The 19,762-nt window shown below is 57.6% G+C and carries 16 protein-coding genes; 12 read left to right on the top strand and 4 right to left on the bottom strand.

All coding sequences use genetic code 11. The annotated features are described in order from the left end of the window. Positions 1-122 precede the first annotated feature (122 nt). The 3 genes from HY010_17940 (at position 123) to HY010_17930 (ending at position 5,351) form a co-directional block, all read left to right on the top strand. Positions 123-3,131, top strand: a complete 3,009-nt coding sequence (locus tag HY010_17940; protein ID MBI3477617.1) for a response regulator — start codon at positions 123-125, stop codon at positions 3,129-3,131. A 2-nt stretch (positions 3,132-3,133) separates the two neighbouring features. Then, positions 3,134-3,580, top strand: a complete 447-nt coding sequence (locus HY010_17935) for a response regulator (protein ID MBI3477616.1) — start codon at positions 3,134-3,136, stop codon at positions 3,578-3,580. Between the two features lie 169 nt (positions 3,581-3,749). After that, positions 3,750-5,351 (top strand): AAA family ATPase, encoded by a 1,602-nt coding sequence (locus tag HY010_17930; GenBank protein ID MBI3477615.1) that lies wholly within the window; start codon positions 3,750-3,752, stop codon positions 5,349-5,351. Positions 5,352-5,388: 37 nt separating this feature from the next. Here HY010_17930 and HY010_17925 read toward each other — a convergent pair whose 3' ends face one another. Then, positions 5,389-6,426 carry a hypothetical protein gene (locus tag HY010_17925; GenBank protein ID MBI3477614.1) on the bottom strand — a complete coding sequence of 346 codons (1,038 nt, stop codon included), beginning with the start codon at positions 6,424-6,426 and terminating at the stop codon, positions 5,389-5,391. A 91-nt stretch (positions 6,427-6,517) separates the two neighbouring features. Here HY010_17925 and HY010_17920 point away from each other — a divergent pair, with 91 nt between their 5' ends. From HY010_17920 to HY010_17885, 8 genes are all read left to right on the top strand, one after another. Continuing rightward, positions 6,518-8,128 carry an alpha-N-arabinofuranosidase gene (locus HY010_17920; protein ID MBI3477613.1) on the top strand — a complete coding sequence of 537 codons (1,611 nt, stop codon included), beginning with the start codon at positions 6,518-6,520 and terminating at the stop codon, positions 8,126-8,128. A gap of 84 nt (positions 8,129-8,212) precedes the next feature. Further along, the gene (locus HY010_17915) at positions 8,213-8,599 is read left to right on the top strand and encodes a hypothetical protein (GenBank protein ID MBI3477612.1); all 387 of its coding nucleotides are present in this window, start codon (positions 8,213-8,215) and stop codon (positions 8,597-8,599) included. Positions 8,600-8,875: 276 nt separating this feature from the next. Next, a complete protein-coding gene (locus HY010_17910; GenBank protein MBI3477611.1) occupies positions 8,876-9,964 on the top strand; it encodes a PhoH family protein in 1,089 nt (362 codons plus the stop codon). 133 nt (positions 9,965-10,097) lie between these two features. After that, positions 10,098-10,556: an rRNA maturation RNase YbeY gene (ybeY, locus tag HY010_17905; GenBank protein MBI3477610.1), complete on the top strand. Its 459-nt coding sequence runs from the start codon at positions 10,098-10,100 to the stop codon at positions 10,554-10,556. Beyond that, positions 10,553-11,815, top strand: coding sequence for an HlyC/CorC family transporter (locus HY010_17900; protein MBI3477609.1), 1,263 nt, complete (start codon positions 10,553-10,555; stop codon positions 11,813-11,815). Before ybeY ends, HY010_17900 begins: the two co-directional genes overlap by 4 nt. 43 nt (positions 11,816-11,858) lie before the next feature. Beyond that, the gene (locus HY010_17895; protein ID MBI3477608.1) at positions 11,859-12,431 is read left to right on the top strand and encodes a hypothetical protein; all 573 of its coding nucleotides are present in this window, start codon (positions 11,859-11,861) and stop codon (positions 12,429-12,431) included. Between the two features lie 116 nt (positions 12,432-12,547). Further along, the gene (gene era, locus HY010_17890; protein MBI3477607.1) at positions 12,548-13,537 is read left to right on the top strand and encodes a GTPase Era; all 990 of its coding nucleotides are present in this window, start codon (positions 12,548-12,550) and stop codon (positions 13,535-13,537) included. A gap of 138 nt (positions 13,538-13,675) precedes the next feature. After that, complete coding sequence (locus HY010_17885; protein MBI3477606.1) at positions 13,676-14,140, top strand: ATP-binding protein; 465 nt, start codon at positions 13,676-13,678, stop codon at positions 14,138-14,140. Between the two features lie 148 nt (positions 14,141-14,288). On the opposite strand, the gene HY010_17880 is transcribed toward HY010_17885, so the two are convergent. The 3 genes from HY010_17880 to HY010_17870 form a co-directional block, all read right to left on the bottom strand. Next, entirely contained in the window at positions 14,289-15,644 is a 1,356-nt protein-coding gene (locus HY010_17880) for a sigma-54-dependent Fis family transcriptional regulator (GenBank protein MBI3477605.1), read from the bottom strand. 2 nt (positions 15,645-15,646) lie between these two features. Beyond that, a complete protein-coding gene (locus HY010_17875) occupies positions 15,647-17,887 on the bottom strand; it encodes a HAMP domain-containing protein (GenBank protein ID MBI3477604.1) in 2,241 nt (746 codons plus the stop codon). Between the two features lie 107 nt (positions 17,888-17,994). Continuing rightward, complete coding sequence (locus HY010_17870) at positions 17,995-19,053, bottom strand: endo-1,4-beta-xylanase (protein MBI3477603.1); 1,059 nt, start codon at positions 19,051-19,053, stop codon at positions 17,995-17,997. A 353-nt stretch (positions 19,054-19,406) separates the two neighbouring features. Here HY010_17870 and HY010_17865 point away from each other — a divergent pair. After that, on the top strand, positions 19,407-19,762 hold a 356-nt coding region (locus tag HY010_17865), incomplete at its 3' end, for a type II secretion system protein GspE (GenBank protein ID MBI3477602.1).

Below are 19,762 nucleotides of genomic sequence, written 5' to 3'. Positions count from 1 at the left end.
CGTCGTTTCCACGAACGCCAGGCTAGATTTGACTGAACTGGCTCATTGATTTGACCGATCTCAGCAACAGAGGGTTCGATTTATCGATTCACCCTCGTGTGCTCGGACCCCGGATGGTCACTATGCCTGCAAATCTCGCGACTGCTCCCAGTCAAGGCAGTTGTCGCCCTGACAACTGGATTGTCGCTGGTGGCGAGATGGGCAAGCTGATTCGGTCCATGGACTGGTCCCAGACGCCGCTGGGACCGATTGACTCGTGGCCGCAGAGCCTGCGGACGACCGTCAGTCTCTGTTTGGCCTCGAACTTTCCCATCTCGCTGGCGTGGGGACCGAAGCATGTACAGATCTACAACGACGGCTACTGGCCGATCTGCGGTGAGAAACACCCGACCGCGATGGGGCAAGACTTCAGTGAGTGTTGGGCCTCGGCCTGGCCTGTCATTGGGGAAGCGTTCGAACATGCACTCGCCGGAGAAACATTTTTTCTCGAAAATCAGCGGATGTTCCTCGATCGCAACGGATACCTCGAAGAAACGTTCTTTACGTTCTCGTTTAGTCCCATTCGTGACGAGACCGGTGTCGCCGGGCTGTTCCACCCCGTGACGGAAACGACGAGCCGGATGTTGAGCGAGCGCCGCATGCTGGCCTTGCGCGACTTGGCCGCCCGCGCGGGGAAAGCGCAGACGATCGAGGAAGCTTGCTCGCTGGCCGCGCAGACATTATCCGACGACCAACTGGATGTTCCCTTTACCCTCTTCTATTTGCTGAATGCCCAGCGCAAGGAATTTCAGCTCGCCGCGTGTACAGGCCTGCCCCAAGGGACGATTGTGTGCCCGACCGTGGTGGACCTGAACATGCCGCAACAGCCCTCCTGGCCGCTGGCCGAGACGGTGCATTCTGGCCGGAGCCAATACATCACTCACTTGGAAGACCGATTCGGCCCGCTCATTTGCGGTGAGTATCCTGAGCCCTTGAAGGAAGCACTGGCGTTGCCCATTACTCCACCCGGTTGCGAACGGCCAGTGGCTGTCCTCGTAGCGGGTGTCAGCACTCGCTTACCGTTGAATGAAACGTACCGCGCATTCTACGACCTGCTGGCAGCAGGCGTAACCACCGCAGTTGCGAACGCGCGCGCATACGAGGAAGAGCGCAGGCGAGCGGAAGCCCTCGCCGAAATCGATCAGGCGAAAACCGCTTTCTTCTCGAACGTCAGCCACGAATTCCGCACACCGCTCACTTTGATGCTGGGACCGTTGGAGGAGGAACTTGCTGAGCGCGACCATCCCTTGCCGCCCGCCAGCCGCGAACGCCTGGAGACGGCGCATCGAAATAGTCTGCGGTTATTGAAACTGGTCAACAGCCTGCTTGATTTTTCCCGCATTGAAGCCGGCCGCACCCAGGCCAGCTACGAACCAACTGATTTGGCGGCTTACACAGCCGAATTGGCGAGTGTCTTCCGCTCGGCAATCGAAAAGGCAGGATTGGCTTTAGACATCGATTGTCTATCTCTGCCTGAGCCCATCTACGTTGACCGCGAGATGTGGGAAAAAATCGTCCTCAATCTCCTCTCCAATGCCCTCAAGCACACATTCGAAGGGGGCATCACCGTCAAACTTCGTTGGTTCGGAGATCATGCAGAGCTCTCCATAGCAGACACCGGAATTGGCATTGCTGTCGCGGAATTGCCGCGTGTGTTCGAACGCTTCCACCGGGTAAAGGACGCCAGGTCTCGCACCCACGAGGGCACTGGCATCGGCTTGGCTCTGGTAAAAGAATTGGTCTCTCTGCACGGTGGGAAGGTATGCGTCGAGAGCGAAGAGGGCAAGGGCAGCGTGTTTTCCGTCTCCCTCCTCGCCGGAACCGCACACCTTTCGCCGGACCGCCTCGGCGCCGCGCGGACCGTGGCATCGACGGCGACGCGGGCTGCGGCATACGTCGAAGAGGCCATGCACTGGTTACCCAAAACACAAGAAGCGGCCGTTCCGGAGACTGACTCCGCCGTAACGAATGCCGCGTCAACCCCTGGTAGGTTGGTCAAGATCAATGGCAAACACCGCTCTCGAATCCTCTGGGCGGATGACAATGCAGACATGCGGGACTATGTCCGCCGCCTGCTCGCCGAGCGTTACGAAGTACTCGCGGTTCCAGACGGAATAGCCGCCTTGGCCGCTGCTCAGGATGCCCCTCCCGACCTGGTCTTGACCGACATCATGATGCCTGGCTTGGATGGACTCGGCCTGCTTCGTGAACTTCGGAACGACCCGCGCACGTGTACGGTTCCCGTGATTCTGTTGTCCGCCCGGGCCGGACAGGAATCGACGGTTGAGGGCCTGGGCGCAGGGGCAGATGACTATCTCGTCAAGCCTTTTTCTGCTCCCGAACTCCTTGCTCGCGTAAAGACCCATCTCGAACTCTCTCGCGTGCGCCACCAATGGGCGAAGGAGATTGAAAGGACAAACCAGGAACTGGAAACGTTTTCTTACACCGTTTCCCATGATCTCCGGGCGCCTCTGCGTTCGATCGACGGATTCAGCAAAGCCCTTCTTGATGAGTACGGCAAGAAACTGGACCCGCAAGCCGACCACTACCTTCACCGTATCCGTTCGGGAGCCCAGAAGATGTCGGGCCTGATTAATGACCTTCTTGATCTGTCGCGAGTCAGCCGCGCTCCCCTCCGGAGGGAGCCCCTCAGCCTTACAAAGCTGGCGCGGGACGTGGTCGTCGACCTGCAGCAACGGGAACCAACACGCCAGCCCGCCGTTGAGATCGCGGACGGACTTTCCACCAACGCAGACACACATCTGATCACCATTGTTCTCGTGAACCTGTTGGGGAATGCCTTTAAATACAGCTCGAGGCAGCCGGATGCTCGCGTCGTGTTCGGTTCGGAGAACAACGGCGAGGAAGATGTGTTTTTCGTCCAGGATAACGGCGTCGGATTCGATATGGCATACGCGGACAAACTCTTCGCGCCATTCCAGCGCCTTCATCGGGATGCTGAGTTTGAAGGAACCGGAATCGGATTGGCGACCGTGCGGCGCATCATCTCACGACACGGCGGCCGCATCTGGGTCGCAGCAGCGGTTGGCCAGGGCGCCACTTTTTCTTTCACTTTGGGTAAACCACAATGACAATGCGGCAGCAAGTGATTCTCCTGGTCGAAGACAATGACGACGATGCTGAACTGGCAATGCTGGCGTTTCATCGTGCCAAGATTACCAACCCAATCGTTCGTGTGTGTGACGGGGTCGAGGCTCTTGATTACCTGTTCGGAAGGGTCGAACACGTCGCCAGGGATGTGACGGACGCGCCGGCAGTCGTTCTCCTCGATGTGAATCTCCCCAAGCTCAGCGGCTTGGATGTTCTCAAGGCGGTCCGCGCAGAAGAACGCACCAAGCATCTCCCGATCGTCATTCTTACTTCCTCGAATGAAGATAAAGATCGGCTGGTCGCCTACGATAACTTCGCCAACAGCTATGTCGTCAAGCCTGTCGATTTCGACCAATTCGCAGCCGCTGCTCTCCATCTTGGCCTCTACTGGACAGTCTTGAATGTTCCTGCGCCCAGGAAGCAACGGTAGCCCCTGATAACCGGGATGTCTGAGCAGTACCCGTTTCTCGCTTGGCCAGAGCCAGAGAAATCGGTGGGGCTTGTTGCGTTATTACCTTCGATTGTCCTGCCTTCGACCGCGAAGTGATCGTAACGTAACGGCGCAGTATCCTACGGGAGCCTAAGGCTATCGAACGGATATGAACGCGCTCGAACGACTCAAGGTCCTGATCAATTCTTCGACTCCGATCATCGTGATGGAGACGGCGGAGGAAGTCCGCGCCCTTTCGCTGGTGCGAGCGGCCTGTACCGAACTGAACATGGCCGTGTTCGAGTGGACAATTGCCGATGGCCTCGTCCGCTCTGGCGTCAATGGCGCAACGGCGCCTGTCGCCGACCTTCAAGCACGCATCAACGCGGCCCGTCATGCGACCGATCCCAACGCTCCTGAATCGAGCAAGGCTGCGATCTACAACACCGCCGACCCGGTGCAGGCGCTTGCCAACCTGGAAGCGATGACCCTCGAAGCGGTGTTTGTGTTGAAAGATTTCCATCGCCATCTAGACAGCCCGGTGGTCGTCCGCCGCCTCCGCGATGTCGGACAGAAATTTTCCGCCAACCGCCGGACGCTGATTCTCACAGCGCCCTCGATCCCGATGCCTCCGGAACTGGCGAGCCTGGTTGAGTTTCTCGATCTTCCGCTGCCGGATGCCGATCGCCTGCGCGACCTGATCCGCGAAACCTATACGCGTATGGCGGGAACACACACTCTCAAGCTACAACTGGACGCTCCCGGCGTGGACGCCATGGCCGCCAACCTTCGCGGACTGACCGAAGAAGAAGCGGAGCGCGCCATCTCGCAGACCCTGGTAGCGCGTTACGCCCTCACCTTAGCCTGCGTCACCGATGTTCTCGAAGCCAAGAAGTCTATGCTGAAGCGCTCCGAGATGCTCGAGTTTGTCGACGCCAACGACAATATGGCCAGCGTCGGCGGCCTCGAAAATCTCAAGCAGTGGCTGGCGCAGCGCCGCGGATCGTGGGACCCGCAGGCTCGCGAGTTCGGTCTCGATCCGCCGAAAGGCGTCATCATTCTCGGTGTGCAGGGATGTGGCAAAAGCCTCTGCGCCCGCGCCGTCGCCGGAGAATGGAAGCTGCCGCTGGTGAAATTCGACACCGCGGCCGTCTACGACAAGTACATCGGCGAGACAGAAAAGCGCATTCAGAAAGTCTTCAAAGTCGCCGAGGGCCTGGCGCCGTGCGTTCTGTGGATCGATGAGCTGGAAAAAGTCTTTGCCGGCAGCGGCCCCGATTCGGCTTCGGCTGACGCGGGTGTTTCGTCGCGGCTGCTGGCGTCGTTTCTTTCCTGGATGCAGGAACGCAAGTCACCCGTGTTCGTCGCCGCGACTTGTAACAACGTGACCGTGCTGCCCCCGGAGTTGATCCGCAAGGGGCGCTTCGACGAATTGTTCTTTGTCGACCTGCCCAGCACTGACGAGCGCAAGCAGATTTTCTCGATTCAACTCACTAAGCGCAAACGCAATCCCGCCGGCTACGATCTGGACCAGGTTGCCGCTGCGGCAAAAGGATATTCCGGCGCGGAGATAGAATCCGCGGTGCAGACCGCGCTGTACGCGGCCTTCTCGCAAAAGCAAGACCTCTCGACCGACCACCTGCTGACCGCGCTTTCTTCCACGGTGCCGCTCTCGATCACACGAGCCGAAGAGATTGCCGACTTGCGCGCCTGGGCAAAGAACCGTGCCGTGTGGGCAAGTGCGCCGGAAGCACGGCGCGAAGGGGCTTAGAAAACGCGCCCCAATCGTTTCGCGACGGTAGCGCCAATCACGCCTGCCTGCGTCGTATTGCCTCGCGCGCTTCACGCCTGACTGGCTCCCAGCTAGGTTCGATACGTCCGTCTGAATACTGAGTTGTTCCTTCGCGTTTATCGCCAATACTCTCCTCGATCAGCTTCAGCGATTGCAGGTCGCCAACCGTACGCATCGCGCACAGCGCTAGGTGAGTCTCTGTGCCGTTCGAAAAGAGTGAGTTCGCCGCTTCGGCGAGACGAATTCGCTCCAGTTCCGATAGTGCTCGCCAGGCGGCCTCAGCCTCGGGTGTTACGCCGAGATTCACCGCGTAAACCAAGTCACTCAAATGAGTGTTCTGAGCATCTCGGATACGGAGATTATCTGCGAGAACGAGTGCTGCCCGCAGCCGCGAAGGAGCATCCCGGCGAGGGTCGAGGTACCGCAACGCGTGTAGCAACATACCGGGCTCAGGCCATGAAGCAGCAAGGGCGGCAAGGTCTGCCGCGTCACGAGCGGCGAGCGTGGCCTCGATCAAACCGCGATCACCCTCTGGAACATCCGCCAAGGCTCCGCGTATCCGTGCCGCCAGATCGGGCACGCGACCCAATGAGCGCAGCAAACCGTCAGCCTTGCGGTCATGGGAGTGAGCCAGAAGCAGTTGCTGATATGCGTTTGCTCGTGGTCTCTTGGAAAGATCGTATTTAAGGGAATATGTGTTCCATGCGTTTTCAAGGATCTGTAAGGGTGGTGGGTGACCGTAGCCTTCCGCAGCCTCCAGATACGCTCCGTAGCTCTGATCAAGGAACGCCCTAGCGCCCACTCGGATGTGTTCACTCAACAAAGCGATCTCATCGCTCGCGTGCGCCAGTTCGTCCTTGCCCTCCGCTGTAAGCTGTTTCCGTTCCTCAAGAAAGCGCAGCAAGGCAAAAATGTGTTCCCACCCCGCTCTACGCGGCAAATGTGCGGGAAACGATGGGGCATCGAAGTGCCATTTTCCTTTGTCCCAACAGGTGCTCAGCGACACTGGCGGCGGTGTAGTTAGTTCTTGATCGGATGCGGTCGACCGCCTCATGCCTGAGATTGTAATCGCAGAACTGTCGGCGCCTCTGGCATCTCCCGGGGCGCCCAGCTAAAGTGGTGTGCCTGAGGAGCGAAGACTAACTATGCCTCACTACTGTCCCGGATGCCGTCAAAGCTCATTACAAGTCAGACTTTCGATTCTGCTGATCCTCGCGCTCCTCGCGATCGTACCCTCCGCCGCCGCCGACAAGATCACCATTACCATCGACGCCTCCAAGCCCGGCGCAAAAATCGACCGCAACATTTTCGGACAATTCGCCGAGCACCTCGGACACGGCATCTACGACGGCATCTGGGTTGGACCAGACTCGCCGATCCCAAACACCCGAGGTATTCGCAACGACGTGGTCGCCGCGCTGAAGGCGCTTAGAGTCCCGAACGTCCGCTGGCCAGGGGGCTGCTTTGCAGACGAATACCACTGGCGCAAAGGCATCGGCCCGCAGCGACCGGCAACTCTCAATCCGAACTGGGGAGGAGTCATCGAGCCGAACACGTTCGGCACCCACGAGTTCATGGATTTCCTCGATCAGATCGGCTCGAGTGCCTACCTGTCGGTGAACGTAGGCTCAGGCACTCCGCAGGAAGCGTCCGAGTGGCTCGAGTATCTGACCACCGCGCAGCCCACAACTCTGGCGAAAGAGCGCGCTGCCAACGGCCATTCCGCGCCTTACAAGATTCCGTATCTCGGCCTCGGGAACGAAAGCTGGGACTGCGGCGGCAACATGACTCCCGACTACTACCTCAGCCAGATGAAGATCCACAACCGCTTCGTCCGCAACTTCAATCCCGACCAGCAGGACAAGCGTTCGATGCTGAAGATCGCAGTTGGCCCCGGCGGTGACGGCCCGCGCTGGACCGACTGGACCGAAACCATCATGAAGGCCTATCAGCAGCACACCTGGAGCTGGGATATTGACGGCCTCTCCATGCACAGTTACACGGTAGTGAAGTGGCCGCCGTCGTATGCCTCCGTAGGATTCGGAGAGGCCGAGTACAGCCAGATTCTCAAATCCACGCTGGAGATGGACGACCTCATCACCAAACACTCAGCCATCATGGACAAGTACGATCCCGACAAAAAGGTGGCGCTCGTCGTGGATGAATGGGGCGCGTGGTACGCGCCGCTGCCGGGCAGCAATCCTGGATTTCTTGTGCAGCAGAACAGCCTGCGCGACGCGATCCTCGCCGCCCTGAACTTGAACATCTTTGCCCGCCACGCTGACCGAGTACGCATGGCCAACATCGCGCAAATGATCAACGTGCTCCAGGCGATGATCCTGACCGACAAGGAAAAGATGGTCCTGACCCCAACCTATTACACCTACAAGATGTATCTGCCATTTCAGGGAGCCACGTTTGTCCCCGTAACTTTCGACGCCGGCACCTATCGCCAGGGCGACATGCGACTACCGCGAGTGGATGTCCTCGCCGCGAAGGATGCAAATGGCAAGCTATGGCTGGAGATCACGAATCTCGATCCTAATCAGCCAATCGAGATCGAGGTCACGATGCCCGGAATCACCGCCAAATCAGCCACCGGGGAGACACTGACCGCACCCAAGGTGGATAGCGTCAACACGTTCGCAGTGCCGAGCATCGTCGTGCCGAAGCCCATCACGGGGAAAGTGATGAATGGCAACCTTACTCTGACGTTGGAGCCCAAGTCGGTGACGGTCATTTCCATTGAGAAGTAAGAGACGAACGAAATCGCGTCGCACGATTCAGTGCAACGCCAACATCCTGAGGCCGGGCCTACAATACGGCCAGAGGTACTCCGCGTGCGCATATCCGTTCAGATCATGTTTGCAATCCTGATGGCACTCGGTTATTTGGTGACGCCAGTTGCGCTGATCTGGGGTTGGACAAGATGGGCACGCCAGCAGGAGCAGCGCAGCGTTCCGGCGATTCTGTCATTGCTCGGATTCATTTTTGCAACCGCCTCAGCCGTCATTGCCGTTTCGTTCGCTGCTTATGCTCAGCTTCATCACTTTCCCTATTACGATCCATTGCTCCTGAGGATATTTCGATGGGGAGTTTTGCTTTCCCTCTCCGGAATTTTGTTTGCCATCGGCGGTGTGTGGCGATCCGGTCCGTTGCGGTGGCATGCGCTTGTTTGTGGGCTGGGAATGTCCGCGTTCTGGTTGTTAGCGGCAGAAGGTGAGTAATTGGACAGAGGACAGAGCAGGGCTGGGTTGTTTGTGTAATGGCGATGCCCTCGATCTTCAGGCCAGCTGTTTCCTGCCATTGACTCCCTCGCCCTGCCCGCGCTACGCTTAACTCAAATGATGTCCATCCGCGCCCTGCTGGCGCGCGTTTCGGTCGGTCCCACTTCAGAGAAATTTCTTTGCCTGCAAAAACCGGCAGCACTGACATACCTGATACCGGGAAACCACATCCAAAAGCGAGCCCCAAGCTGCGGAAGGCGGCATCCACGACCCTGAATGAAGAAAAGTATTGAGATCAGTCCCAACCTCGTGACCCTGTTCGGCACCCGTGATGAGAATCTGCACCTGCTCGAAGATGGTCTCAACATCAACATCGACCTGCGCTCCGATCATATCGATCTCGAAGGCGCTCCTCGAGATGTAGCGCGTGCCGAGCAGCTCTTCGCCGACTACGACCAGCTGTACCGCGGCGGCTACCAGTTTCAGAACGGCGACTTGAACAGCATGTTGCGCGTGGTGGTCGGAGATCCCAACGTAACTTTGCGCGGACTCGCCGAAGCCGGACGGCAGCGTTCTACCGGGCGCCGCACCGTGCAGCCCAAGAGCCCCAACCAACGCCGCTACCTCGATGCCATCGAAAACCACGACATGGTGTTCGGTGTCGGACCGGCCGGAACAGGGAAGACTTATCTCGCGGTCGCGATGGCGATCTCGGCTCTGCTGAATAAGCAGGTCAATCGCATTATCTTGGCGCGCCCGGCCGTTGAAGCCGGTGAGCGTCTAGGATTCCTGCCGGGAACGCTACAGGAAAAAATCGATCCTTACCTGCGCCCACTCTACGATGCGCTTTTCGACATGATGGATCCCGAACGCGTGGAGCGCTATCTCGAGAAGAACGTAATCGAGATCGCGCCGATCGCCTTCATGCGCGGACGCACGTTGAACGATTCATTCGTCATCCTCGACGAAGCGCAGAACACCACGTCCGAACAAATGAAGATGTTCGTGACTCGTCTGGGATTCGGATCCAAGGCGGTGATCACCGGAGACGTGACGCAGATCGATCTGCCGAACGCGCGCCGCAGCGGACTTCTCGAAGCGATCGATATCCTGAAAGACGTGAGCGGGCTGGCCTTCGTCCATTTCGATGATACCGATGTTGTCCGGCATCACCTGGTGCAACGCATCATTCGCGCCTACGACGATTTCAAAACCAGGCAGGCCGGACCGCAGATGTCGCTGCTGGACCCAAAGCCTGCTATCCCAGAGCCGAAAGCGGCCGCGAACGGCAATAACGGGAAGCCCGACAGTGGATCCGCAATATCGTCTGGACCGCAATCCGTCGTTCCGCGTGCCCGCGATTAGTCAGTCAGAGTCATCCGAGGAGGGAGCCGGAACGGGCCCTCCTTTTTTGCTTTTGATGTATCGTATGTCGCAGTAGCGGCGGATAAAATTAGTTCCTTGAAATGTTAGTTGGGCATCAGGTATCAAGACCACTTTGGTCATTCTCCAAAAACGCGTTGTGGGTGTCACCGAGCTGGCGCTCGACCGCTTTGTGACGCGCGCCCGTCGCGCCGCCGGACTGCGCACTGCCGTCAATGTCATGGTCACGACGAACGCGGAACTCAAGAAGCTCAATCGCAGCTTTCGTGGCAAAGATCAGCCCACCGATGTCCTCTCATTCCCTGCGCCGCTCGATGTGAAACCAAAGTACGCAGGTGACATTGCGATCTCCGCGGAAATCGCGACTCACAATGCGCGCACTCTCGGACACACAGCCGCAGAGGAAATCAAGATTCTCATCCTTCACGGGATCCTGCATCTGCATGGATACGATCATGAACGCGACAATGGGAAGATGGCCCGTCGAGAAGAGAAATTGCGCCGTGAATTACGTCTTCCCGTCGGCTTGATTGAAAGAGCGACGCAGCCGTCAAGTCGGCGGAGGCACAGATGATCGGTGCCGGCCTTGCACTCGTCTTACTGATCGCGCTGCTGACACTCGTCTCGTACGTTGACCGCGTGTACCAGGAAATCGGCAAGTTTCTTTCCCGAGAATTTCAGGACAACATCGATTCCTTCGAGCAGGTGGTCGAGCCGCGCCTGGGAGTCGGCCGCGAGCGCGCTGCGCTTTCGATGGCCATTCTCTCCCAGTTGATCATGGCGGCGATCGCGATGATCGTCGGCTTCACCGTGTTTCGCGAGCGGGCATGGGACGTTTACGCCGTTCTGGAAGCCACGCTCACGCTGATTCTCATCATCATCGTATTCAACCGGCTATTGCCATTCGTATTTTTCTCTCGCACCACTGGACGCTGGCTGTCCCAGTTTGCCCTGCCTCTGCGGCTGCTCATTTATCTGATTCTGCCGATCACGCTGGTGTTGGGATTCTGTCAGTCCGTCGCCGCTTTGACTCGCGAACATGGAGACGCCGTGCCCGAAACGCCTGCCGAAGCTGTCGACGCGCTCATCGAGGCCGGTCAGGAAGAAGGCATTCTTCAGGAAGGCGATCGCGACCTGATTCAATCGGTTGTCGAATTCAGCGGCAAGATCGTTCGCGACGCCATGAAAGCGCGCCCCGACATGGTTGCCGTCCCAATCACGACGACAGTCGAGCAAGTGATCGAACAGCTGAAAGCCAAGCCCTACTCGCGCATTCCCGTCTACGAGACTTCCATCCACAACATCAAAGGCATTCTCCACACGCAGGACATTCTCCAGGTCCCCGACTCCGAAGCCCACACGCGCACGGTCGATACCCTGATGCGGCGGGATGTTTACTTCGTGCCTGAAAGCAAACTGGTCAGCGATCTGATGCGTGAAATGCAGCGCAGTAACCACCGCATGGCAATTGTTGTCGATGAATACGGTGGCGTCGCTGGACTGGTAACGATCGAAGACCTGGTGGAAGAAATCGTCGGAGAAATTGGCGACGAACACGAAAAGGCGCAGGTTGTTCGCGAAAGTGACCGGTCCTATATTGTGCCGGGCAATCTCGATGTCGATTTATTGGACGAACTGTTCGGTGTGCGTCCCGAAGGCCGCGAGTCGGCGACGATCGCGGGCCTGGTCAGCGAACTAGCCGGACGAATTCCAAAACGTGGCGAGATCGTCGAAGACGACACTCTAAAATTCGAAGTGCTCGACTCAACTGACCGCAAAGTCGAACGCGTTCGGATTACCGCCGTCGAGCCGAAGCAGATGAAGTTGATGTGAGATATAGGCTGCGGGCTTCGAGCCGCGCGCTTCGAGGCCATCCATGAATAATCAGAATCCGTTTCCCAAGAGGAATGTCTTTGGCCGTCTGTCAGTTCCGGCAGGAAACATCCTGCAAATTGCCGGAATCGTAGCGGCAGGCGGTGCTCTCGCCGCAGCGCGTTCGGCCAGTTCAAAGCCATTGGCTATCGCCGGCATGACCTCGGCTTGGATACTCCTCTATTTCTTCTGCCACGGCATCGCACATTGGTTTGTCGGGCGCCTCGTCGGTATTCGCTTCGCCTTCTACACGGTTGGTGGGACCGGCAATCCGGAAGCGTATCCCGGAGTACTGCGATGGGTGTTCGAACGTCTCCCGTTTTTCGGCGTGCAGACGGAGAAGGTCTCAATGCAGGCTGCGAGCCCGATGGCGAAAGCAATCATGTGGTCGGCAGGCGTAACCTCCTCGGCGCTGGTTCCGACTCTGGGCGCGGTCTGTGCGTGGCGTGCACGCGTACCGGCAAGCAAGCCTTTCCTGATCTTCGCCGTCATCTGGGCCCTCGCAACCCTGGCCAGTAACTGGACCAGCCGCACTGGCGATTTCTCCAAGGCGCGCCGCGCACTAGGATCTCGATGACGGTTTAGGACTTGGAAGTCCGCTGTCGCTGACCCCATGATTGTCCCTTCCCGCGAAAACGTGTTCTCATAGTGTCTGAGCTGAACGCTAGACGCCAGGAGCTAAGAGCTGCATCAATGTCCTTCCACTCCGGATTCGCCTGTATTCTCGGACGCCCGAACGCGGGCAAGAGCACGTTGCTGAACGCGTTGGTCGGCGAGAAGATTGCCATCATTTCGCCCAAGCCGCAAACCACGCGCAACCGCATCCTTGGCATCATCAACGTCCCCGTGAAAAAGGGGCGCGATGCCGGACAGATCGTCCTGATCGACACGCCCGGCGTGCACCGTCCCGATTCATCGCTAGGCCGCAAGATGATGTCCGACGTGCAGGAAGCTCTGCATGGATGCCAGCTGATCCTGCTGATCGTCGACGCCAGGCGCAAATGGTCGGACGAGGACGTGGTGGTTCTCGATCTGGTCAAAAAATCCGGCACTCCTGTCTTCCTGCTGCTCAATAAGATCGACTTGCTCGCCGACAAGCGCGACCTGTTGCCACTGATCACAAAGTTCCAGCCACTGCACGATTTCAAGGAAATCATTCCCATCTCCGCGTTGCGAAAAAAAGGGTTGGACGAACTCCTGCAATATGTTCTGAAAGCGATGCCAAAGGGCCCGCGCTACTTTCCCGAGGATCAGGTCACGGACCAGCCCCTGCGTTTCATGGTTGCGGAATCAATTCGCGAACATGTCCTGTTTCAGACGCGCGAAGAAGTTCCGCACGCGGTTTCGGTGATGGTGGATCAATATGAAGAGGGCGCGAAACTCACGCGCATCGCGGCGACGATTTATTGCGATCGGCCAAGCCAGAAGGCGATTCTGGTGGGCAAGGGCGGCTCCATGTTGAAAACGATTGGGACGCACGCCCGCATGGATATCGAGAAAATGGTTGGCACGAAGGTCTACCTCGAACTCTTCGTGAAAGTGCAGCCGGGATGGCGTGAGTCGCGGCAGTTCGTGGAAGAACTGGATTGGCGGCGGCAATTGGAGCAGATCGCCGGGCCGGTACGGCCCGAGAACATGCCCGAAGTGTCCGAAAACTGGACGTTCAAGAAAGCTAAAGTCTAGACCCTAAAGGGCGAATCCCTGGCCATAAGAATATTTGCAACTCTGTCCCCGAATGCCTAGAATCGCAGAACGGCCTTTTGCATCTTAATAGTGGCAGTTTGCAGCATGAGGCCCGAGATGAGAACGCTCCAGCCACCTATGTCCGATTCTTCCTCACCGACCGATCCACAACAGCCGGGCTGTAACTTTGACTCACAAAAGCTGGTCCTGAAGCTCAGTGTGACACTTTGCGCTGACCGCAAGGCCGTCGATCCCGTGGTGCAGAGCGTCATGAACGTGGTCCGGGAAATGAAATGCGCGGAAGGGCGCGAGGACAGCATTGAGCTTGCGTTGGCGGAAGCGCTGTCGAACGCGGTGGTGCATGGCGCGAGTTCCGATCCCACAAAAATTATCGAATGCGATGTAGCCTGCGACGAAACTCACGGGATGTTGATTGTGGTGCGCGATCCCGGTCCCGGTTTCGATGTCAGCAAGATTCCTGATCCCTGTGCGGGCGACAATATCTTTTCCAACCACGGCCGCGGCATCTACCTCATCAACCAGTTGATGGATGAAGTCCGGTTCCACAAAAACGGAACCGAGATTCATATGATCAAAAGGTAGAGACAGGTCTCAGGTATTAGGTGTTAGGTCTCAGGAAAAACCAAAACTACTTCAGATTGTCCTTCCGCACTGCTAAGCGAGCGTGATGTTGTTTTTCCTGACACCTGACAACTAGGACCTGACACCTGTTTTTCTGACACCTGTCTTTTCATTCTTTAGCTGCGATTCCCAGGCTCTTCATCTTCCGGTACAGATGGCTTCGCTCCAGCCCCAGCACTTCCGCAGTGCGGCTTACGTTGCCGTGATTCTCGTCGAGTTTCTTGAGGATGTAATCGCGCTCGTAAGCGGCGCGTGCCTGGTGCAGTGTCGAGCCCTCGGTGCCAGCGGCCCGGCGGCTGCCGTCGCGATAGACCAAGGGCGGCAAGTGCTTGCGCTCGAAGCGCGTGGTCGTCGGATTCATGATCACGATTCGCTCGATCACGTTGCGCAGTTCACGCACATTGCCTGGCCAGGAATAGCGGCTCAGAACGGAAATGGCTTCATCGGTAATTTCGCGCAGGCGTCGCCCGTAGGCAGACGCAAATTCCTTCATGAAATGTCGCGCGAGGAGAGGGATATCTTCCTTTCGCTCGCGCAGCGGCGGCACGACAAACGGAATCACGTTGAGCCGGTAGAAGAGGTCTTCGCGAAAGTTTCCGCGTGAAATTTCTTCTTCCAGATCTTTATTCGTCGACGCAATCACGCGCGTATCGACCGTGATGTCATCGTCGCTGCCCACCGGCGTAAATCTTTGCTGTTCGAGTGTCCGCAACACTTTGGACTGCGTTTTCAAACTCATGTCGCCGACTTCGTCCAGAAACAGTGTCCCGCGATCCGCTTTTTGAAATTTACCTTCTTTGTCGTCAGTTGCTCCCGGAAAAGAAAGCTTGCGATGACCGAATAATTCGCTCTCGATCAGATCTTCAGGGATGGCTGCGCAGTTGATCTCGACGAAAGTTTCGTCCTTGCGAAGGCTTTGCATGTGGATGGCATGCGCGACCAACTCTTTGCCAGTGCCAGACTCGCCGTAAATCAGAACGCGTCCGTTGGTCGGCGCCATCAGTCCAATTTGTTGGCGCAACGCTTTCATGGGCACGCTATCGCCAACGATTACGCTTTTTACCTGCAACTGTTTCTTGAGATCGCGATTCTCATGCCGCAGGCGCCGTGCCTCGACGGCATTCTTTACCAGGATGAGAGTTTTCTCCAGCGAGAGCGGCTTTTCCGCGAAATCGTAGGCTCCGAGTTTGGTCGCGCGAACCGCCGTCTCAATCGTGCCATGGCCTGAGATCATGATCACTTCCGGTGGATCTTCAAGCGCGCGAATTTTCTCGAGTGCTTCCAGTCCATCCATCCCCGGCAGCCATATGTCGAGCAGGACGACGTCGAAGCTGGATTTGCCCAGCCGTTCAAGGCAATCCTCTCCACTCGGACTTGCAGCGGCCTGGTAGCCTTCGTCCTCGAGAATGCCCGTAAGGGATTCGCGGATCCCGGATTCGTCGTCCACAATGAGAATTTGCGCCATGCTTAACTTGCTGCCGGAGTGCTGATCGATTCAATCGCTATTGGCAACTCCACTATAAAGCGACTGCCCATGGGTTTGTTTTCTTCCACTCGAATCGACCCGTGATGATCTTCCACGATCCGGCCAACAATCGCGAGACCTAGTCCTGTGCCGCGCTGCTTGGTGGAAAAATAAGGAAGGAAGAGCCGCTCCTTGACTTCAGGAGACACGCCGTGGCCAGTATCGGACACGACCAGTTCCACCGTGTCGTGGCTGGCGAGAAGCGCGGTCGAAATTCTGATTTCGCGAACCATGGTGTCCCGCATGGCCTCGGCCGCATTGTCGACCAGGTTCGCGATCGCTCTCTTGATCGCTTCCGGATCGGCCATCACGCTTGGCAAGTCCGCAGACAGTTCGGTGTGCACACGAATTCCATCCAATCTTCCATTAAACATCGTGAGTGCGCTCTCCACCAGTTGGTTCAGACTGGCGGGTTGCGGATGAGAAGCGGGGAAGCGAGCCAGCACAGAAAATTCATCGACGAGTTCCCGAACCGTGGCGACCGCGTTCCCGATGGTTTCCGCGCACGCGAGAATCACTTTCTGGGAAGCTTCGTCAGGAACGCCGCCGCGTCCGAGATGGCGCTGAATGCGCTCCGCGGAGAGCGCGATTGGAGTCAATGGATTCTTGATCTCATGGGCCACCCGGCGGGCAACTTCCCTCCACGCTGCTTGTTTCTGCGCGCGCAGCAGGTCCGTGAGGTCCTCAAACACAAGCACGTATCCCAGGCGTTGCGCGCCATGGGCCAGTGCAGACACGGTAACTGCCACATTCAATTTCGCGTGCGGAGTTGTCAGCTCCAGGTTGGAAGCCGTCATTCCCATGCGGTCGGCGCGTCGCAGGAGTGGTTCGAGATCGTCGAGCATGTCGCCCGGCAAAACGTCTCCCACGCGCTCGCCAGTCAGGGCTGACGGGTTGGTATGGTCCGGCCGGTCGGAATAGAACATCCGCAACAGCGCTGCATTCACCAACGTCACGCGGCGCGAGGCGTCGATCGAAATCACGCCCGTCGGGATACTCTCCAGGATGGTTTCGATGTAGCGACGGCGTCGTTCGAGTGCTTCGTTAGCCGCTCCGAGATCGCGGCTGGACGCTTCAATCATGGTGCGGCTGGATTGCAGCTGCTCCGCCATACTATTGAACGACTGCACCAGTTCCGCCAGTTCGTCGGTCGCGCGAATATCGACGCGATAGTCGAGTTGTCCCTTGGAAATTGCTTCCGTCCCTGCCGCGAGCGCAGCCACGGGCCGGTTCACCAGTTTCGACAAGAAAAGTGCCAGCCAGGTCGAAGCGAAAAGCACGAGCACCGTAAGAAGAGACAGAAAACCGATGTACGTCCGGCGCACGAGTTTGCGTTGCTTGGCCAGTTCGATGTAGCGCTGCTGGCTTTCCTGAATCTGTTTTTCGGTCTCTGCAAACTTCGCAGGCAACGGCATGGCAACGACAATCGTGTGTGTTCCCGCCTTCGCCGCTCCCACCATGTAATCCATCTGTTGCCACTGGAAGTGTGGATGCTCTCCGCGCAAAGCTGCTTGCAGCGGGAACCTGTCTTTGATCTCGATCCACGACATCGGCATTGAAAGGCTCACTACAATGTTCCCGTTGGTGAGGGCGATCACGAATCCACCCTGCAACGTCGCTATATGCTCGTGGAGTTCTCCTTGCACCGCCGAAAAATTTCCGCTGTCCAATCCTTTCTGGACCTCTTCCGTTTGTGCGATCGATTGCGCTTCCGTGGTCACGTTTTGACCGGCATAGGCTGAAATCAACGATGCCATTGCGGCCGTGTCCGCACGTACCTCTTCGACCGGCTGGGAAAACCATTTGTCGATCGAACGGTTCATCAATCCGTAAGAGAACCAAAACATGACAATCACTGGAAGGATGGAGAGCAGCAGGCTGACCACGACCAGCCGGGTACGAAACTTCGATCCTGCCACGCCCATGCGGCGTTCCGCACAGAGCTTGAGAAGATTGCGCGCCAATACTACGGAAAGAAAAACAAACAGCAGAAAGATCAGAGCCGAGAGCGCGACGAAGAAAAGGAGCTGCTGGTTGCTGTCGGGGCTGATGAATTTCAGGTTGAAGGATCCTTGGGAAACCAGGACCACCAAGAGCAGAAAAGCCGCGACCGCCAGTGTGATTACGGCCTTGAGGCGGCCGGAGGTCTTGCGTTCGTCGCGGTTTGGAATCGGATCGGGCACAGGTCGCGTGGCCCATTATAGAGCGCGGCGGAGCTGGTTGCTGGTGGGCCATTGTAAGGAGTTGCGTTGCTGTAGGCGTCCGGAACCTAACGACAAACGACCATCGCCTAACGATGCTTTTGGTTCAGCACACTCCGCAGCGACTCATAGGCGGGCTTCGGCCGATACCCACGATCGAACAGCAGCGCCGCTCCTTGCGTGTGCTTCGAGAACCACGGGATCCAGGAGTATTTGTCTGTGAATCCCCAGGTCTGGATCGCACTGCAGCCCTTATGCGCCAGACAGGCTGAGGCAATCTGGCGATAGGTGTCGGCTTGCAGTTGGAGGTCGGCAGGATTGGCTTTGCCCTCCGCATCCACGGGGAGCGCTATGTCCAACTCGGTAATGTGCACCTGCACGCCCAGTGCGGTGAGGCGCGCGATGTTTGCAGAAATGGACTCGACATCGGGATGAAGATGAATGTGCATCTGTAGCCCCACTCCGTCAATCGGCACGCCCCGTTGCCGGAAATCCTTCACCATCGCATAGACGGCGTCGGATTTCTTGTTCATGACTTCTCCCCCCGCCTCGTTATAGAAGAGAAGCGCATCGGGATCCGCCGCATGCGCCCACCGGAAGCACTGCTCAATGTAGGAGGTTCCCTTGTCCGACATGCCGATGCCCGGCTGGTCATACCAGAGCGTGCTCCGCAATTTTCCCTCGTTCTTGCCCTCATCGAAGGCCTCGTTCACTACGTCCCAGGCAAACACCTTGCCGCGGTAATGGCCGACAACAGTCTTGATGTGCTCCTCCAGAAGCTTGGCCAGTTGGCCCGGAGTGCGCTGCCCTTTCGTCAGCCATGGAGGATTCTGTTGATGCCAAACCAGAGTGTGACCGCGAACGTTCATCTGATGCGCAGCTGCAAACGCCGCGAGCCGGTCGCCCTGCGAGAAATCAAACTTGTCTTCGCTCGGATGCACCACTTCCCACTTTAGAGAGTTTTCCGGCTCGAGCATGCTGAACTCGCGCGCCAGGGTTGCTCCATACAATGGCTCGGTCAGTTGCTCGGGCTGAGCCGCTGTACCTATCAGGACGCCTGCGCGCGCGGCAGATTCCCGCAGCGTTTGGGATGACGCCGATCCTATCGCCAACGAGCAGCATGCAATGCACAGCAGGATTCGATTCATTCTCAGCATCATACCCCCGGCATTTTCTTAAGAGTGCCTGCGCAGACCGGTTGTGTTCGCCAAAGGTCCGTAGCTCGGGCGTCCTCACGAAACATGTTGCCGGATCGTTCCTCGCATGCACTAAAGATCATGTACTGGAGCTCTTCGATGGAGGCGTGAATCGTGTGTTTCTGGCTAGAAGAGCCTCGACTGGCGCGGTCAATCGCTTTCTGCGATGGAGTACAGGTACCTAAGTTACTTTTTGGAATTACCCATTGCGTTGACAATTTGTGTCAGTGCGAAAAACCCTCCGCTGATCCCTTCGGAAATCAGCGGCTTCGCATCCCCCCAGGTTCGCGGGAAACAGGAGAGATATGTCGCAACGGCTGGGCGACCTGCTCGTCAAAGAAAAGGTCATCACTTCCGAGCAGTTGGAACAAGCGACCAAACTCCAGAAGGAAGCGCATCTCCGTCTGGCGTCGGCGCTCGTCAAGTTGGGATTCCTCTCCGACGAGGACGTCACCAACTTCCTTTCTCGCCAGTACGGCGTGCCCGCCATCAATCTTTCCTATTTCGAAATCGATCCTGCTGTCGTCAAGTTGATCCCGTATGAAACCGCCAAGCGCTACCAGATTCTCCCGCTCAGCCGCGTAGGCGCGTCGCTCACCATCGCGATGGTCGATCCGACCAACGTGTTTGCGATGGACGATATCAAGTTCATGACCGGTTT

This window comes from Acidobacteriota bacterium (assembly GCA_016196065.1).
In the GTDB taxonomy this organism is placed as follows: Bacteria; Acidobacteriota; Terriglobia; order Terriglobales; family Acidobacteriaceae; genus Acidiflorens.
The sequence above is the reverse complement of the archived record's forward strand: the minus strand, read 5'-3'. Positions and strand labels throughout refer to the sequence as shown.